Source organism: Segetibacter aerophilus (assembly GCF_007991655.1).
Lineage (GTDB): Bacteria > Bacteroidota > Bacteroidia > Chitinophagales > Chitinophagaceae > Segetibacter > Segetibacter aerophilus.
In genome coordinates, this window is the sequence record NZ_BJYT01000012.1 from 152,867 (window position 1) to 168,901 (window position 16,035).

Here is a 16,035-nt window from a genome sequence, read left to right on the forward strand (position 1 = left end):
GAGTGATAAAGCTGGTATTTAAAATATTCTCACCAACCTTATCTATCTAACAAAACCGGTTCTGTTATGCCGTAGCTACACTAGCACTCGCAGCTTTTCTTTCTCCAATTTGCTGGCGCCACATCGCGTAATACAAGCCTTTTTCTTCGAGCAGTTCGTAGTGGTTTCCGGTTTCCGCAACCTTGCCTTGCTCCAAAACATGGATGCGATCGGCATGCATAATGGTACTGAGGCGGTGTGCAATCAAAACCGTAATCTGCTCTCTTTCCGAAGAGATTTTCTTAATCGTGCTGGTAATTGCTTCTTCAGTAATACTGTCGAGAGACGAGGTAGCCTCGTCGAATATGAGCAAATGTGGATGACGTAGTAAAGACCGGGCTATCGACAAACGTTGCTTCTCGCCACCACTTAGTTTCAATCCACCTTCGCCAATAACTGTTTCCAGTCCTTGCTCTGCACGGGTAAGAATATAATTGCAGCTGGCCTTTTTAAGTACATCCCACAGTTCATCGTCGGTAGCGGTTGGGTTAACAAACAGAAGGTTTTCTTTGATCGTTCCGGCAAACAATTGGGTGTCTTGTGTTACAAAACCAATCTGCCCCCGCAACTCATCAAAATCTATATCGTCGCTGCTCACACCATTATAATAAATATGTCCTTCTTGCGGACGGTACAAGCCGACAAGCAACTTCACCAACGTACTTTTTCCTGACCCGGAAGGGCCAACGAAAGCAATGGTTTCACCTTTTTTTACATCAAAACTTATATCGTCAAGCGCTTTAAATTGTGCTGTACGATGTTTGAAACTGAGGTTTCTGAACTCCAACTCGTTAATGCCACCAACAATAGAAGGTTGCGCCGGTTTAGCCTCTACCGGCCTGTTAAGCAGATCGTGAAAGTTTTGCAAACTTGCCTCAGCCTCACGATAGCTGATAATAATATTACCCATCTCCTGCATTGGGCCGAAAATGAAAAAGCCGTAAAACTGTAGCGCTAGGAATTGTCCCGGTGTTAAGATGTCGCGGAAAATGAGATACAATAACACGAAGCTGATGACCTGCTGCAAGAAGTTTACAAGCGTGCCCTGTATAAAGCTTAGGGTACGGATGCTTTTTACTTTGCGCAATTCAAGCCCTAAAATTTTATAAGTGTTATTGTTGAGGCGCTTTACTTCCTGCTCAGTAAGTCCTAAGCTTTTTACCAGTTCAATGTTCCGCAGACTTTCAGTTGTAGTACCAGCCAACACGGTCGTTTCTTTCACAATGTTCTTTTGTATCACTTTTATTTTTCGGCTCAAAATGCTCGTAACTACCGCAAGTATTAACATGCCCACTACATACGTCGGCACAATGCTCCAATGTTTGCTTGACGCGTAGACCGAAACAAATACAACGCTTACGATAATGCCAAAAAACACGTTGATGAAAAACCCAATAAATTTTTCTGTATCGGCTCTTACCTTGGAAAGTATAGAAAGCGTTTCGCCGCTGCGCTGGTCCTCAAAATCCTGGTAAGGAAGACGCATACTGTGCCGCAAACCATCTGTAAATATTTTAGCTCCAAATTTTTGAATGATGACGTTGACCACATAATCCTGGAAAGCTTTTGCAATACGGCTAACCATGGCGGTGCCAATAAGTAGCCCTAAAAAGTAAAGCACGCCCATGATATAAGCATGCTCAGTACGGGTTTTTCCTGCTGCGTCAGCGTGGGGATGGGTGGCAAGTTGGTCCATAATCTTACCAATAATCATTGGACTAAACAATGAGAAAACCTGGTTAACAGCGGCCAGAAAAAGTGCGAGAAGAATGAACCACCTGAATGGTTTAAGATATTGAAGTAGAAGTTTCATAAAAATAATAATTGGCGAAAGTCTGCAATTAAAGCTAATAAAATATTAACAGAACAACGAGCGCGCCCAAATCGTTCTGTTTTTCCCGCTTTCGCAAGAGCTATGGTTACCTATGTTTAGATTTAATGTGCCCGGCTTTATTACTACTATGTTTCTTTCGTTGCGTCGCACACTTTTACAGTTTGAAACATTTCAGCTACAAAAACATATTTTAAGGATACTTTGATATTTAGTGAAAGTCCAACATGACTAACTCTTTTTAATTTCAACGATGAAAAAATTGGTTTGTGTATTAATGCTAGCGGCTGCTTTTTCTATCGAACGAACTACTGCTTGCACTACATTCTTTCTTGAAAAAAGTGGCCAGATGGCATTTGGTAAAAATTACGATTGGATGACCGGAACAGGTTCTATCAATACCAATCTTCGCGGTCTTGCTAAATCTTCTTTACGGCTTGATGATGGAAAAATTTTGAAATGGGTGTCAAAATATGGAAGCACTACTTTCAATCAATATGGCAAAGAATTTCCAAATGGCGGAATGAATGAAAAGGGCCTCGTTGTAGAGTTGATGTGGCTTAGCGAAAGTCAGTACCCAAAGAAAGATGACCGCCCTGGACTAAGCGTACTTCAATGGATACAATATCAGCTTGACAATAATGCTACAGTCGATGAAGTATTGGCAACAGACAAAACAGTTAGAATTACTTCGACAGGTACACCACAACATTACCTGGTTGCAGACAGCAAAGGCGCCGTTGCTACTATTGAACTTTTAGGAGGCAAAATGGTAGTTCACCGAAATGATAAATTGCCCTATGCGGCGTTAGCTAACAGTACCTACGAAGAGTCAATAAATGCTATGAAAAACAAAAGGACAAACGACAACTCTCTTGATAGGTTTTCAAATGCATGCACAATGCTTCAACAATACAAGCAAGCAAAAACAACCAAGCCTTTGGTGGATTACTCTTTTGATATTTTGAACAAAGTAGCACAGCCTGGATTTACAAAATGGAGTATCGTGTATGATCTTACAAACAAGAAGATCTTTTTTAAGACAAGTAACCGGCCACAACAGAAGATAGTTGCTATGAATGCGTTTGATTATGCGTGCTCCTCTCAAGCCAGGTCGTACAACTTAAACCGAGATGATAAGGGTGACATCAGTAAAAGGTTCGTTAGTTTTAATATTGAAGAAAATAAGAAAATGGTAAAAAAAGCTTTCAAGGAAAGCGAGGGATTAAATATTAAAGATGAACTGCAGGACGCAGTAGGGGAGTTTGCGGAAGGTGTAAAGTGCGGGTAGTTGAGATTAATAATTTTTAGGACTCATGCTTGTATGTCTTATCCTCACAATAATAACTTCAGCATTTGTTATCTTATAAGATACCCGGTACCTAAATAACTCAAAAGCCCTGAAAGAATTATCATTATTGATTTTATATTTATCAGGAGGATTTAGTTCAGGGTTAACTGCTAGTTTTTCAGTTGCTTCTAGTATTTCTTTTCTGACTTTCTCCGCATTTTGAAAAGAGTCTTTTCTAATGTATAAATAGGCTTGTTTCAGTTGTTCTGTCGCTTTTCGAGCCCAAATAACTTTAAAATGGTTATTTACCATTTTTCTGACTGTTCTTTCACCTCTTTCTGGCTCATAAACTCTCCTTTCTTAAACTGCTCCAGGCTTTCTTCAATATCTCTATTATATTGTTCAATAGTAGAAAAATTATTTGGTGTGTTATAGGATGTCACCATTTCCCACATCATATGTATCAGAGCGTCATCCCCGTTATCTATGTACTGATGAAGTTTTTCTTTTACTTCTGAGCTATCCATAATTTATACTTTATGCTAATTTACTTCAATTACACCTTACATTTTTTTTCGAAGCATTAGATTTTGCAATACTGTAATTCTTATAAATCTATCCTTTCTTCACCCCGCCCATCCCTCTCTATCTAAACTTCTGTATTGAATTGCCTCTGCCAAATGCTCTACTTTTATGTCGGGGCTTGCAGCTAAGTCAGCAATCGTTCTTGAGACTTTCAAAATTCGATCGTATGCCCTTGCTGAAAGGTTCAATCTCTCCATAGCCTTTTTTAGTAAACCTTCGCCTGCCTTGTTGATGACACAAATTTCACGAAGTTGCTTGCTGCTCATTTGAGCATTTGCATAGGTTCCCGGGGTTTCCTTATAACGTTCCGCCTGTATATCCCTGGCTTTGATAACGCGTTCACGGATAGATGCGGATGCCTCGCCTTTACTTATGTTGCTAAGTTCAGTGAATGAAACCGGAGTTACCTCCACGTGTAAATCAATTCTATCTAGCAAAGGACCTGAAATCTTATTCAAATATTTCTGAACAGCACCGGGAGGACAGGTGCATTCTTTTTCGGGATGGTTATAGTAACCGCAAGGGCAAGGGTTCATACTAGCGATCAACATAAAGTTTGCCGGAAAGTCCAAAGCCACTTTAGCTCTTGAAATTGTCACCCGCCTTTCTTCCATCGGCTGGCGCATCACTTCTAAGACCGTTCGTTTAAACTCCGGCAATTCATCAAGAAACAACACACCATTGTGCGCCAAGGAAATTTCACCTGGTTGCGGCACTCCTCCCCCGCCAACAAGTGCTACATCTGAAATTGTATGATGGGGACTTCTGAAAGGTCTCTTATTTATCAGCGATGCGTTCTCGGGCAATTTTCCTGCAACACTGTGAATTTTAGTTGTCTCAAGTGCTTCCTGTAAACTAAGTGGCGGTAAAACTGTTGGAAGCCTTTTAGCAAGCATTGTCTTTCCTGCTCCCGGTGGCCCGATTAAAATAGCATTGTGCCCTCCTGCCGCTGCAATCTCAAGCGCTCGTTTTATATTTTCCTGCCCTTTCACATCAGTAAAGTCGAGCTCAAACTCGTATTGAGAATTGAAGAATTCTTCTCTTGTATTTACATCAACAGGCGTAAATGAACTTTCATCAGCAAAAAATTCAATTACTTCCTTTAGATGAGTTACTCCGTAGACTGCAAGATTATTTACCATTCCAGCTTCACGCGCATTTGCCTTTGGAACAATCAAACCTTTAAAGCCTTCTTTTCGCGCTTGTATGGCAATTGGCAGAGCGCCTTTTATCGGTTGAATAGCGCCATCGAGACTTAGTTCTCCCATTATTACATAATCTTTAAGGGACTCTGCCTTTTCAATCTGGTCACTTGCTCCAAGTATTCCGATAGCAATCGGAAGGTCAAAGGCAGAACCACTTTTTTTAATATCGGCCGGAGCCATATTAACCACAATCTTAATGCGCGGCATTCTAAACCCGTTATCTTTTATCGCACTGTCAATTCTTTGCTGACTTTCTTTTATAGCTCCGTCGGGCAATCCTACCACGAAGTATCCCTGACCTTCACTAACATTTACTTCGATTGTTATGTTAATTGCTTCCACTCCATACACTGCACTTCCAAACGTTTTTACCAGCATGTATTGAGAATTAATAATGTAAGCTCAAAGTAGTTAAAACTAATCAGTATGTTCTTACTTGTAAAAACAAGCACGAGCTTCTAAGTTCAGGCCTGTTACAGCAAAACGAATGTTGCATAATTCCTGTTTATCTAAATATCTTAAAGCAAATGAGTGAGAGCGAAGACACAATGATTAATAAAGTAAGAATATTATTGAATGTGGAATAAAGATGACTACATCTTAAACCAAAAAAAGGTGGCCTTCAACCACTTTTTTTTTACTGATTAATAAAAATCTAAATTTTTAGCGCACACCAAATAAACCTATCTGAAGTGAAAAAATTTTTCCACTGGCTCCGGCGGAGATAGTCCAGGGGGAACTGGTAAAATGTTTAGTTATTCCAAGGGCAGGTCTTATACCTGTGTTAGGATTAGAGGTAACCTTATCGTCAGCTCCTGCAATATGATAACCTACGCCGCCATATAGTTCCCAAGTGCTAAAGAAATGGCCAACCCTTGCTTCCGCAATACTAGGAATTTCGACATTTTTTGTATTGCCTAATAAAATCATGTTTAGCGAAAGGTGATTACTCGTTGCCAACATGGCGCCAACGGATAAAGTGCCTATTGCCGACTGTTTACTTGAATATCCTCCGCTTAAGCCCATCGCAACACCTGTTGCAACATTCAAATTGTTATAGAATTGTGCCGGAGCTTTAAAGCTTATTACCATAAAAACTATAAAGGAGATAAATTTCATATTCTATCAGTATCTGTGTTTAGTAGATCAAAAAGTAAACCCGCTTTTTTATAGAATATGGAAAGAAAAATCAGTGACTGTAGTAAGGAAGAGGGTTGTCTCCAGGGTATTTGGGCTTAAAAATTAAACCATAAACAATAGAATGTCCCGCTTGCCGAACTGCATTATAAGCCAATACTTTTAGAAACACGTGTCCGAGTTTTTTGTTTTCGTCTGTGGGCATAAAGGCCATTGCCATACCATTAAACTGGTGAGTAACCATATTTGTAAGATGTGGACCGTCGGTTGTAAATGCAAGAAATGAGGTGCTGCCAAAATAAGCAGGTCCCTGCCTCATGTCATTATTTTTGTACTTATTGTTCCAACTGTTTTTACCGTTCCAAAACTTACCGTATCCGTCCATTCTATACATTGATGCATCTCGTAATCCATCACTTGAACCACCTAAAAAAGTACAAACCAATGAAGGCAAATATTCCTTAAAAGTTTGTGCATGACCGATAATTGATAATGCCATAAGCATTAAGAGGATTAAGAACTTCATTGCAGTTGCGTGTTGGTTGGCAATTAATAGAAAATCCAAGCGAATAAAAGAGGTTAGTCAGTAGAGAAGTGAGAGATCTGTCTTCAGATTAAAAAGCAAAACAGGTATTCCCTATTGGATTAGAATGGACAAAATGTATTTGTAAGACCGCTCGAAAATGAATTAGGTTGCAAATTTAGCGTGTAAAGAGAATGAGAAGAGCTTGCCAAAATAATGAATGAGAAACTAAACAGAAAAGCCGCTTCTCAGCGGCTTTTAACTTGGTAGAGCGTACGGGAATCGAACCCGTGATTCCTCCGTGAAAGGGAGGTGTCTTAACCCCTTGACCAACGCTCCATTTTTTGTAATCGGAGTGCAAAAATAGGAGGGGGCACCTTTCCAGCCAAAATTTTTTTCAAAAGTTTCTTTAATACTTTCTCTGCACTTTATTTTTTGATGCATAAAGATTTGAAGTACAACTGTGCGACGCAACAAAAGCATGGGCTGGAACAAATGTTGATGACAAAAAAATATCGTTATTTATCCCACCTTTCAATGTAATTTTGCAGAGTTTTTTAAAATAGAAAAATCAAAAATATGAGTACAGTTAAAGTTGCTATCAACGGTTTTGGACGTATTGGCCGTTTAGTCTTCCGCCAAATTTATAATATGGAAGGTATTGATGTTGTAGCTATCAATGACCTTACCAGTCCGAAAGTATTGGCTCACTTGCTAAAATATGATAGTGCTCAGGGTCGCTTTACAGGCGAAGTTACCAGCACCGAAAATTCTATAGTTGTAAATGGTGAAGAAGTAAAAATATATGCACAGAAAGATCCTGCTCAAATTCCCTGGGGACAGCATGGTGTAGATGTTGTAATTGAAAGCACAGGGTTTTTTACAGATAAAGCAAAAGCTGAGGCGCATTTAACCGCAGGTGCAAAGCGTGTGGTTATTTCTGCTCCGGCTACCGGTGATTTGAAAACGATTGTTTTCAACGTAAACCACGAGATACTTGATGGAAGCGAAACTATCATCAGCTGCGCATCTTGTACTACAAACTGTCTCGCTCCAATGGCGAAGGTTTTAAATGACACTTTCGGTATTGCTGGTGGTATTATGACAACCATTCACGCTTATACAAACGATCAAAACACGCTGGACGCTCCACATCCAAAGGGAGATCTTCGTCGTGCAAGAGCTGCTGCTCAAAATATTGTTCCCAACAGTACCGGTGCTGCAAAGGCAATTGGCCTTGTATTGCCTGAGTTAAAAGGTAAATTAGATGGAAGCGCTCAACGTGTTCCGGTAATTACGGGTTCTTTAACTGAGCTCGTTTCAATGTTGAACAAGCCCGTTACTATTGAAGAAGTAAATGCTGCAATGAAAGCCGGAAGCAATGAAAGCTTCGGTTATACTGAAGACGAAATTGTAAGTAGCGATATTATCGGTATCAACTATGGTTCTCTCTTCGATGCCACTCAAACAAAAGTGATGAATATGGGCGACAAGCAACTAGTTAAAACTGTTAGCTGGTACGACAACGAAATGAGTTATGTAAGCCAGTTGGTTCGCACAGTTAAGTTTTTCGCGGGTTTAATAAATAAGTAAGCCTTTTTGAGCCAACATTTGTAATTCTATTTAACATTTGTTGCGTCGCACACTTGAACAGTATGTTCTCACTTCGGCTTTTTACATAATTATTGATAGTTCTTAATTCTTAACCACAAAGGACACAAAGAAATGAGTAAAGGGAGCACAAAGATTATTCTGAGTGAACCTTTTAAATTTCATTGTATTCTTTGTGGTTTTTCTTTTACCATTAAAAAACCTTTATGAGCAATTTCCAAAACCATAACTTTTCTGGCCAGAAGGCTTTAATAAGAGTGGACTTTAATGTACCGCTAAATGACAAATTCGAAATAACAGACGATAATCGGATGCGTGCTGCGGTCCCTACTATTAAAAAGATTTTAGGTGATGGAGGCAGTGTTATATTGATGAGCCACCTTGGCCGACCAAAGGAAGGGCCAACTGATAAATATTCGTTGCGCCATTTGATTCCTCATCTAGTCAAATTGCTTGATGGCGCCACAGTTTTATTTGCTGATGATTGCATCGGCGAGGAAGCAAAGAAAAAAGCTGCAGGTATGGAACCTGGTGAAGTGCTTTTGTTAGAGAACCTCCGCTTTTACAAGCAAGAAGAGAAAGGCGACGAAGCCTTCGCAGAAAAGCTAAGCAAACTGGGAGATGTTTACGTAAACGACGCTTTCGGTACTGCGCATCGTGCACACGCTTCTACAGCTATTATTGCTAAATTTTTCCCTGGCGATAAAAAGATGTTCGGCCTACTGATGGAAAATGAAGTCGAAAGTGCTGAAAAAGTTTTGCATAAAAGCGAACGACCTTTTACTGCTATTCTTGGTGGAGCAAAAGTGAGTGATAAAATATTGATTATAGAAAACCTCCTGGAAAGAGCAAACAACATTATCATCGGTGGAGGTATGGCATATACTTTCCTAAAAGCACAGGGAAAAGAAATTGGAAGCAGCCTCTGTGAAGAAGACAAACTTGATCTTGCGAATGAACTTCTAGCTAAAGCTAAAGCAAAAGGCGTAGCATTTCATCTGCCTCAGGACAGTGTTGTTGCAGACAAGTTTGATGCGAACGCAAACACAAAGATGCTAAGTAACGACAACATCGAAAAAGGATGGATGGGACTGGACATTGGCGACCAAGCTATAAAGGATTTTGGGCAGGTTATTCTTGAAAGCAAAACTATTTTATGGAACGGCCCAATGGGTGTCTTTGAGATGGAGAAATTCAAAAAGGGAACGAAAGCAGTTGCAGATTATATAGTTGAGGCTACATCTAAAGGAGCCTTTTCGCTGGTCGGCGGCGGTGACAGTGTTGCAGCAGTAAATCAATTCGGACTTGCAGATAAAGTAAGCTATGTAAGTACAGGCGGGGGCGCTATGCTCGAATATTTTGAAGGAAAAGAGTTGCCAGGTATTGCAGCGATTAAACACTAAGACACAACGGCAGATTTTTTTGATGGCAGATATTTTGCAATAGCTTGACGAGTTTATTTATAACTCGCTAAAACTTAATTGAAAAAAACAATTTAAACAATGACAAAAAACCTCACACTCATAATCATTCTTGTAGCCATCTTAATATTAGGCGGCTGCGGTTGTGGTAGCTATAACAGTTTGGTCTCTCAAGATGAAACCGTTAAAAACGCTTGGAATAAAGTTCAAAGTGACTATCAAAGGCGTGCAGACCTGATACCAAATCTTGTGAATACTGTAAAAGGCGAAGCAGGCTTTGAACGTGGTACTTTAACTGATGTAATTAATGCAAGGGCATCTGCTACTCAAATGAAGGTTGATCCGAATGATCTAAGCCCAGAAAAGGTGCAACAGTTCCAGGCGGCTCAAGGGCAGTTGTCGCAAGCTTTAGGCAGGTTGTTAGTAGTTACAGAAAACTATCCTAACCTTAGGGCTAACGATGCATTCCGTGGACTTCAGGCTCAGTTAGAAGGAACAGAAAACAGGATCAAAACATCGCGTAATGATTTCAACGACGCAGTGCAAACGTACAATACCAAAGTACGTTCGTTCCCTACAAACATCTTCGCAGGAATGATGGGCTTTAAACAAAGACCAGGTTTTGCTGCTGAAGCCGGTGCCGAAAGAGCTCCTGAAGTTAAATTTTAAAACATTCAATCTTTAACAGTGTCATTGTTTTCATCATCGAAAAAAAGAGAATTTTTCACTCCTGAACAGCAGGAGTTGATGGTGAAAGCCATACAGGAAGCTGAAAAAAATACCAGTGGCGAAGTAAGGCTGTTTGTTGAAGGCAAATGCAACTACGTTGACGCCGTTGACAGGGCTAAAGAAATTTTCTTTAGTCTTAAAATGGATCAAACCAAAGACAGGAATGCAGTGCTCTTTTATTTAGCAATGGACGATAGGCAACTGGCGCTATTTGCAGATGAGGGCATTTATCGAAGGCTTGGAGAAAGCTATTGGAACGACAAGGTTAAAAAGATAATTAAGTCGTTTACCAAAGACGATTATACCGGGGGCATTTGTTCAGTTATTTATGACATAGGCGATGCACTCAAAACTGAGTTCCCTTATGAAAGCAGTGATAAAAATGAATTGCCGGATGAAATAATTTTTGGAAATTAAAATAATCCCGCAATTGCGGGATTATTTTTTCTTATTAAATACATGAAGCGTTTTCTACTTACAGTACTTTTTTTTGTACACGTTCTTTTTGCCTTTTCTCAAAATATTCCTGCTCGCCCTAACCCGCCCAGGCTGGTAAACGATTATACGCAGACACTAACCCAGGATCAGCAATACACGCTTGAGCAAAAGTTGGTGGCTTACGACGATAGTACCAGCAACCAGGTTGTCGTGGTTATAGTTCCTACACTTAACGACTATGCTCCTGTTGATTATGCTACTAAACTGGGAAGAACGTGGGGAGTCGGTAACAAGAAAACCAACAATGGAGTTGTACTTCTGATAGCGAAAGAAGATCGGACCATTTTTATTGCTCCCGGTTATGGTTTGGAAGGAGCTTTACCTGATATCACTTGTAAATCAATTATTGAAGATGTAATTAAGCCAAACTTTAAACAGGAGGATTTCTATCGGGGAATAGACTTGGGAACTACTGCCATCTTTAAAGCAGCAGCAGGTGAGTACAAAGCGCCGGAAGGTTACAGAGGTAAACGTTCGCCAGGCGGAGGTGGAGGAAGTATTTTTGGAATAATCATTATCATCATTATTGTACTAATGTTTATTGGAAGAGGTGGCGGCCGCGGTGGTGGAGGCGGAATGTTTAGTCGCCGTGGATATGGTGGTTTCGTTGAAGGCGCTATTTTAGGTAGCCTGCTTAACGGAGGCGGAAGAGGTGGTGGTGGCTGGAGCGGAGGCGGAGACTCCGGTGGTGGAGGTGGTGGTTTCGGTGGTTTCGGCGGTGGAAGTTTCGGCGGCGGTGGCTCCGGGGGAAGTTGGTAACAATCTGACAGAAATATATAAAATGCAGGTGAGCAATCATCTGCATTTTGTTTTATACTATCACAAGTTATTGTGCAAAAAACATCGATTCTGTCACTTGTCCGTTTCTCTCAGATCAGGGTAGCAAAAAGATTAGTTTAGATAGTATCTTCAATCAAATAATGCAAGCCACATGAAAATTCTTTCTTTTATCTGTACCTCTTTCATTACTATACTGTTTCTATTGCCATCAGTACAAGCGCAGGTAATTCAAACAGTCGTTAAGCAAAATTCTTCCATTGATTATAGTCGTTTAAACAGAATCGATACACTGCTTAATGATTACATCCGCAAAAATTATTTAACAGGGGCGGTCACGCTGGTAGTAAAAGATAACCAGCTGGTGCAGTATAAAGGCTACGGCTATGTAAACGCCGAAACAAAAAGCCCAATGAAAAGTGATGCAATCTTTCGCATCATGAGCCAAACAAAAGCAATCACAAGTGTGGCCATCATGATATTGTACGAGCAGGGAAAGCTGCTACTTGACCAACCGATTGCCGACTTTATTCCAGCCTTTAGAAATCCCGTTGTAATAGATAAATACAATAGTGCCGACACTACTTACACAACGGTACCTGCAAGAAGAAATATTACCTTCCGCGATTTACTTACACATAGCTCGGGTTTAGATTATGCAGATATCGGGTCTGCCAGGGGAAATGCGATTTACGCTAAAGCCGGTATTCCATCTGGCCTTGGCTACTTTAATGCAGACTTATTAGAAAAGATGAAAGTGCTTGCAAAGCAACCTCTTCTTTTTCAACCGGGCGAAAAATGGCAGTACGGCTTAAACAGCGATCTTCTTGGTTGCCTTGTTGAAGTAATCAGCGGAACGAACCTCGAGGACTTTTTCAGAAAAAATATCTTCGATCCTCTAGGCATGAAGGACACTTATTTCAACCTTCCTCAATCAAAAGCCAATCGCCTTGCTTCAGTTTATACAGAGGATTCTTTGCACAGGATCATCAAATGGAGTCCTACGTTTCGTCACATAGATCCCAACTATCCTTTAATGAATAAAAAGTATTTTTCGGGAGGTGCCGGCTTATCTTCTACAGCATTTGATTACGCAGTCTTCATGCAAATGCTTTTAAATAAGGGCGTCTATAATAGACACAGAATTCTTTCACCTCGCTCAGTAGAAATGATGACAAGTCCACAGCTTGACTTTTTATATAACGGTAGCGATAATTTTGGTTTGGGTTTCGGCCTCACTTCTGCTAAATCTGCCAGCCGTAATGCACGAAGCGAAGGCTCTTTTGCATGGGGTGGTTATTATGGAACTACTTATTGGGCCGATCCAAAAACGCACCTTGTTTGCCTTATTATGACTCAGCAAAGTCCCAACTCCCACGGAGATATAGGAGCAAAATTCGAATCACTGGTCTACGCTAGTTTGAACAAATAATGTTGTGTTTTCTCAACCAGCTATAATCTTCGTTAAGAGACATTCTTGCGACGCTCCGTTTAATCTTTACACCTCTGTGGATCATTCATAGCAATGCATCATGCTACATATAAATGACACTATTTAAGCACAACTAAAGCTTGTGTTTTTGTAACAGAAATTTTTGCTCCTATCAAATTTTGTTCAAAATAAGTCCTAAGCACTGTTTTTGCTATAACGCAGCACCGCGAGTATTAACTATTAGCTATACTATAAAAACAAGGTTTTTCATAGCTTTGTTACTAATAAGTCAATATAAACCGCTTATTCAATTTACGTAGATGAAGTACTTCTTAAGTATATTTTTCCTTTGTTTCTTTTTGGGCAATGTTTCCGCACAGGAAAAACATTTTGTCTTTATTCAATCCGATGCTAAACAACCTTTTTACGTTTCTGTTAATGGCAAATTGTACAGTTCAACAGCTAGTGGATATTTAATCATTCCAAAGCTTGCAGATGGCAACTATAGTCTTACAGTGGGCTTTGCGCAAAACGCCTTTCCTGAACAGACCTTCAATCTTGCTATTCAGAATAAAGACCTTGGCTTTGATTTAAAGAACTTCAACGAAAAAGGCTGGGGCTTATTTAATTTGCAATCGCTGGACATAACCATGGCATCCGCAGCAAATTCAAATGTTGTTTCGCAGGCTCTTAATGCAAGTTCAAATTCAAAAGCGCTTCCACCAGTGATCTCCTTCGAAAAGAAAAAAGACACTGCTCAAGCGGTAAGCAAGCCGCCTGTAGACACTTTAGTTAGCAATCCTACCAGAGATGTTGAGGTGAAAGAGTCGATAGCAAAAGCTGATCCTCCACCCGTTAAACAAGTAACAGCAGAAGCAACTTCAACTCCGGATCAGCCATCTAAAAAGCCAGAGCCAGTAGCAAAAGCAGGTAAGGATAATGATATAAAGAAAGTGTCAGAAGTTAGCGGCGAAGAAGGTGTGCATTTATCTTATGTTGAGGGAACCGGAAAGGCAAGAGATACAGTTAACATTATCATCCCATCTTCGCCTGCGTCTAGCAATACTGCTAACTCATCTCCTGCTAACACAAGCAGCACTAAAACTGATACTGAAACAATTACTCAAGCCAAATCTTCTACTTCTGCTGCAAACAAAAGCGATGTAAAGTTTTTGGATATCAATATGTCTGGTGCTAAAAAAGATACGGTTCAATCGGTAAAGACAACTGGCGACGAGCGCAGGATTTTGGAAAACAGCAATTGCAAAAATATAGCTACTGATGAAGACTACGCTAAGCTTAGAAAAAAGATGGCATCCGAAACGTCTGATGATAAGATGATTGTTGAGGCTAGAAAATTTTACCGTAATAAGTGTTTTACTACCAGCCAGATAAAAGGACTTTCTACCTTATTTCTATCTGACGAAGGAAGGTTTAAGTTTTTTGAGACCTCTTTTGTCTCAGTGGCAGATGCGGGCCAATACTATACTTTACAAGACGAGTTCATCGATCCGACTTTTGTAAATCGTTTCAAAGGCTTACTTCAGTAGCAGTATGCACTTCATCTTTTAATGGCGGTTCATGCGTTACTTTCTTGAGGTAAGTTATAAGGGTACACGGTATGCCGGGTTCCAGGTACAGCAGAATGGAGACACTATTCAAGGCCAGGTAGAAAGAGCACTTACAACGGTCTGCCGTTCCCCCATTAACCTAACCGGATCTTCCCGAACTGACGCCGGTGTTCATGCGCTGCAAAATTTTTTTCACTTCGACCTTGAAAGCATTTTTGACCCTTTTTTGATTTATAACATAAATGCCCTGCTCCCTTTAGACATCGTTGTTAAATCTGTATTTCCTGTTTCAACAGATGCTCATTCAAGGTTCCAGGCTACTTCACGTGAATATCGATATCATATTACCACCACCAAAGATCCGTTCACAACTGAGACGGCATGGTATTATCCTTTTTCTGTTGACATAGATCTTTTGCACCACGCATCAGCCACGTTGTTTAATCATACCGACTATACTTCCTTTTCAAAAAGAAATACGCAGGTCTTAACTAAAGAGTGCAAAATCATTAAGAGCAATTGGAGTATAACGGATCGCAATCTCACCTATACTGTCGAGGCTAACCGGTTTCTTCGCGGTATGGTTAGAGGCCTCGTAGGAACGATGTTATTGGTGGGTCGAAAGAAAATCACCTTACAAGAATTCGAGGAAATCATTCAAGCAAAAGACTGCACCAAAGCAAGTTTTGCAACTCCGGCTCATGGACTTTTTCTTGTGAAAGTTCAATACCCTTTTCTTACCGACGACAATGGTAACAGTTAAACCAAGCACGGGTAAAAGACTTCGTGAAGTTATCCGTATGGGTTACAGTGGAATAGCTCCTTACAAATAAAGAATACAGTAACTTTAAACTCATCAATTATTAAAATTTGAACCCGGAATTCAGTGCTTTTAAAAAGCAACTAGCAAACCCTTTTTCTTTCAAGCTGTTTCTACTTACGAAACTTCCATCTGCATTCTTTGCGGGATTGAAATTAATTAGATTAGTCCCTGAAGAAGCTGCTATAGGCGTCAGCTATAAATGGTTCAATAAAAATCCTTTCCGATCAATGTACTTCGCTGTGTTATCAATGGCGGCCGAGGCAAGCACAGGGATTTTGTGTATGTCTGCATTGTACAAAAGAAAACCATCAGTGAGTATGCTGATTGTAAGGATTGAAGGAAATTTCTATAAAAAAGCTGTAGGCCAAATAATCTTTACGTGCCCTGATGGGATGAAAATACAACAGGCAGTAGAAGACGCATTGGTTTCAGATGAAAGTAAATCTGTAATCTGTGAAAGCACAGGAAAAAATGAATCTGGTGAAATCGTAGCGCAATTCTTTTGTACCTGGAGCTTCAAATCAAGAAGCAGGGCTTAATATTTTATCTTCTACCTCAAAAT

Annotated in this window: 16 protein-coding genes and 1 tRNA gene; 10 read left to right on the plus strand and 7 right to left on the minus strand. The window is 40.1% G+C overall.

The window, feature by feature from the left end; translation table 11 throughout:
- Positions 1-64: 64 nt before the first annotated feature.
- Positions 65-1,852: an ABC transporter ATP-binding protein gene (locus SAE01_RS16175; RefSeq protein WP_147204830.1), complete on the minus strand. Its 1,788-nt coding sequence runs from the start codon at positions 1,850-1,852 to the stop codon at positions 65-67.
- 271 nt (positions 1,853-2,123) lie between these two features.
- On the opposite strand from SAE01_RS16175, the gene SAE01_RS16180 reads away from it, so the two are divergent.
- On the plus strand, positions 2,124-3,161 hold the full coding sequence (locus SAE01_RS16180; protein ID WP_147204831.1) for a linear amide C-N hydrolase: 1,038 nt from the start codon (positions 2,124-2,126) through the stop codon (positions 3,159-3,161).
- Between the two features lie 6 nt (positions 3,162-3,167).
- On the opposite strand, the gene SAE01_RS16185 is transcribed toward SAE01_RS16180, so the two are convergent.
- From SAE01_RS16185 to SAE01_RS16210, 6 genes are all read right to left on the minus strand, one after another.
- Positions 3,168-3,473 carry a type II toxin-antitoxin system RelE/ParE family toxin gene (locus tag SAE01_RS16185; RefSeq protein ID WP_147204832.1) on the minus strand — a complete coding sequence of 102 codons (306 nt, stop codon included), beginning with the start codon at positions 3,471-3,473 and terminating at the stop codon, positions 3,168-3,170.
- The gene (locus SAE01_RS16190; RefSeq protein ID WP_147204833.1) at positions 3,467-3,688 is read right to left on the minus strand and encodes a hypothetical protein; all 222 of its coding nucleotides are present in this window, start codon (positions 3,686-3,688) and stop codon (positions 3,467-3,469) included. Before SAE01_RS16190 ends, SAE01_RS16185 begins: the two co-directional genes overlap by 7 nt.
- A gap of 99 nt (positions 3,689-3,787) precedes the next feature.
- The gene (locus tag SAE01_RS16195; RefSeq protein WP_147204834.1) at positions 3,788-5,329 is read right to left on the minus strand and encodes a YifB family Mg chelatase-like AAA ATPase; all 1,542 of its coding nucleotides are present in this window, start codon (positions 5,327-5,329) and stop codon (positions 3,788-3,790) included.
- 285 nt (positions 5,330-5,614) lie between these two features.
- Positions 5,615-6,070 carry a hypothetical protein gene (locus SAE01_RS16200; protein ID WP_147204835.1) on the minus strand — a complete coding sequence of 152 codons (456 nt, stop codon included), beginning with the start codon at positions 6,068-6,070 and terminating at the stop codon, positions 5,615-5,617.
- A gap of 70 nt (positions 6,071-6,140) precedes the next feature.
- Positions 6,141-6,587, minus strand: a complete 447-nt coding sequence (locus SAE01_RS16205; protein WP_147204836.1) for a hypothetical protein — start codon at positions 6,585-6,587, stop codon at positions 6,141-6,143.
- Positions 6,588-6,875: 288 nt separating this feature from the next.
- Positions 6,876-6,950: transfer RNA gene (locus SAE01_RS16210), tRNA-Glu, on the minus strand.
- A gap of 240 nt (positions 6,951-7,190) precedes the next feature.
- Between SAE01_RS16210 and gap the strand changes: the two genes are divergently transcribed.
- The 9 genes from gap to SAE01_RS16255 all read left to right on the plus strand — a co-directional run bounded on the left by gap (position 7,191) and on the right by SAE01_RS16255 (position 16,012).
- Complete coding sequence (gene gap, locus SAE01_RS16215) at positions 7,191-8,204, plus strand: type I glyceraldehyde-3-phosphate dehydrogenase (protein ID WP_147204837.1); 1,014 nt, start codon at positions 7,191-7,193, stop codon at positions 8,202-8,204.
- A gap of 224 nt (positions 8,205-8,428) precedes the next feature.
- Positions 8,429-9,625, plus strand: coding sequence for a phosphoglycerate kinase (locus tag SAE01_RS16220; RefSeq protein WP_147204838.1), 1,197 nt, complete (start codon positions 8,429-8,431; stop codon positions 9,623-9,625).
- Positions 9,626-9,724: 99 nt separating this feature from the next.
- Positions 9,725-10,312 carry a LemA family protein gene (locus SAE01_RS16225; protein WP_147204839.1) on the plus strand — a complete coding sequence of 196 codons (588 nt, stop codon included), beginning with the start codon at positions 9,725-9,727 and terminating at the stop codon, positions 10,310-10,312.
- An 18-nt stretch (positions 10,313-10,330) separates the two neighbouring features.
- Positions 10,331-10,789 (plus strand): TPM domain-containing protein, encoded by a 459-nt coding sequence (locus tag SAE01_RS16230; protein WP_147204840.1) that lies wholly within the window; start codon positions 10,331-10,333, stop codon positions 10,787-10,789.
- Positions 10,790-10,831: 42 nt separating this feature from the next.
- Positions 10,832-11,629 (plus strand): TPM domain-containing protein, encoded by a 798-nt coding sequence (locus SAE01_RS25085; RefSeq protein ID WP_147204841.1) that lies wholly within the window; start codon positions 10,832-10,834, stop codon positions 11,627-11,629.
- Between the two features lie 172 nt (positions 11,630-11,801).
- On the plus strand, positions 11,802-13,079 hold the full coding sequence (locus SAE01_RS16240) for a serine hydrolase domain-containing protein (RefSeq protein ID WP_246113262.1): 1,278 nt from the start codon (positions 11,802-11,804) through the stop codon (positions 13,077-13,079).
- Between the two features lie 320 nt (positions 13,080-13,399).
- Positions 13,400-14,629, plus strand: a complete 1,230-nt coding sequence (locus SAE01_RS16245; protein WP_147204842.1) for a DUF4476 domain-containing protein — start codon at positions 13,400-13,402, stop codon at positions 14,627-14,629.
- Positions 14,630-14,660: 31 nt separating this feature from the next.
- Complete coding sequence (gene truA, locus SAE01_RS16250) at positions 14,661-15,413, plus strand: tRNA pseudouridine(38-40) synthase TruA (RefSeq protein ID WP_147204843.1); 753 nt, start codon at positions 14,661-14,663, stop codon at positions 15,411-15,413.
- A gap of 107 nt (positions 15,414-15,520) precedes the next feature.
- Positions 15,521-16,012 (plus strand): hotdog fold domain-containing protein, encoded by a 492-nt coding sequence (locus SAE01_RS16255; RefSeq protein WP_147204844.1) that lies wholly within the window; start codon positions 15,521-15,523, stop codon positions 16,010-16,012.
- The last annotated feature ends 23 nt before the right edge of the window (positions 16,013-16,035 follow it).

What these genes read in the sequence shown, in the direction of transcription:
- SAE01_RS16175 (WP_147204830.1), bottom strand. Translation starts at nt 1,852, where the DNA reads ATGAAACTTCTACTTCAATATCTTAAACCATTCAGGTGGTTCATTCTT.
- SAE01_RS16180 (WP_147204831.1), top strand. Translation starts at nt 2,124, where the DNA reads ATGAAAAAATTGGTTTGTGTATTAATGCTAGCGGCTGCTTTTTCTATC.
- SAE01_RS16185 (WP_147204832.1), bottom strand. Translation starts at nt 3,473, where the DNA reads ATGGTAAATAACCATTTTAAAGTTATTTGGGCTCGAAAAGCGACAGAA.
- SAE01_RS16190 (WP_147204833.1), bottom strand. Translation starts at nt 3,688, where the DNA reads ATGGATAGCTCAGAAGTAAAAGAAAAACTTCATCAGTACATAGATAAC.
- SAE01_RS16195 (WP_147204834.1), bottom strand. Translation starts at nt 5,329, where the DNA reads ATGCTGGTAAAAACGTTTGGAAGTGCAGTGTATGGAGTGGAAGCAATT.
- SAE01_RS16200 (WP_147204835.1), bottom strand. Translation starts at nt 6,070, where the DNA reads ATGAAATTTATCTCCTTTATAGTTTTTATGGTAATAAGCTTTAAAGCT.
- SAE01_RS16205 (WP_147204836.1), bottom strand. Translation starts at nt 6,587, where the DNA reads ATGGCATTATCAATTATCGGTCATGCACAAACTTTTAAGGAATATTTG.
- gap (WP_147204837.1), top strand. Translation starts at nt 7,191, where the DNA reads ATGAGTACAGTTAAAGTTGCTATCAACGGTTTTGGACGTATTGGCCGT.
- SAE01_RS16220 (WP_147204838.1), top strand. Translation starts at nt 8,429, where the DNA reads ATGAGCAATTTCCAAAACCATAACTTTTCTGGCCAGAAGGCTTTAATA.
- SAE01_RS16225 (WP_147204839.1), top strand. Translation starts at nt 9,725, where the DNA reads ATGACAAAAAACCTCACACTCATAATCATTCTTGTAGCCATCTTAATA.
- SAE01_RS25085 (WP_147204841.1), top strand. Translation starts at nt 10,832, where the DNA reads ATGAAGCGTTTTCTACTTACAGTACTTTTTTTTGTACACGTTCTTTTT.
- SAE01_RS16240 (WP_246113262.1), top strand. Translation starts at nt 11,802, where the DNA reads ATGAAAATTCTTTCTTTTATCTGTACCTCTTTCATTACTATACTGTTT.
- SAE01_RS16245 (WP_147204842.1), top strand. Translation starts at nt 13,400, where the DNA reads ATGAAGTACTTCTTAAGTATATTTTTCCTTTGTTTCTTTTTGGGCAAT.
- truA (WP_147204843.1), top strand. Translation starts at nt 14,661, where the DNA reads ATGCGTTACTTTCTTGAGGTAAGTTATAAGGGTACACGGTATGCCGGG.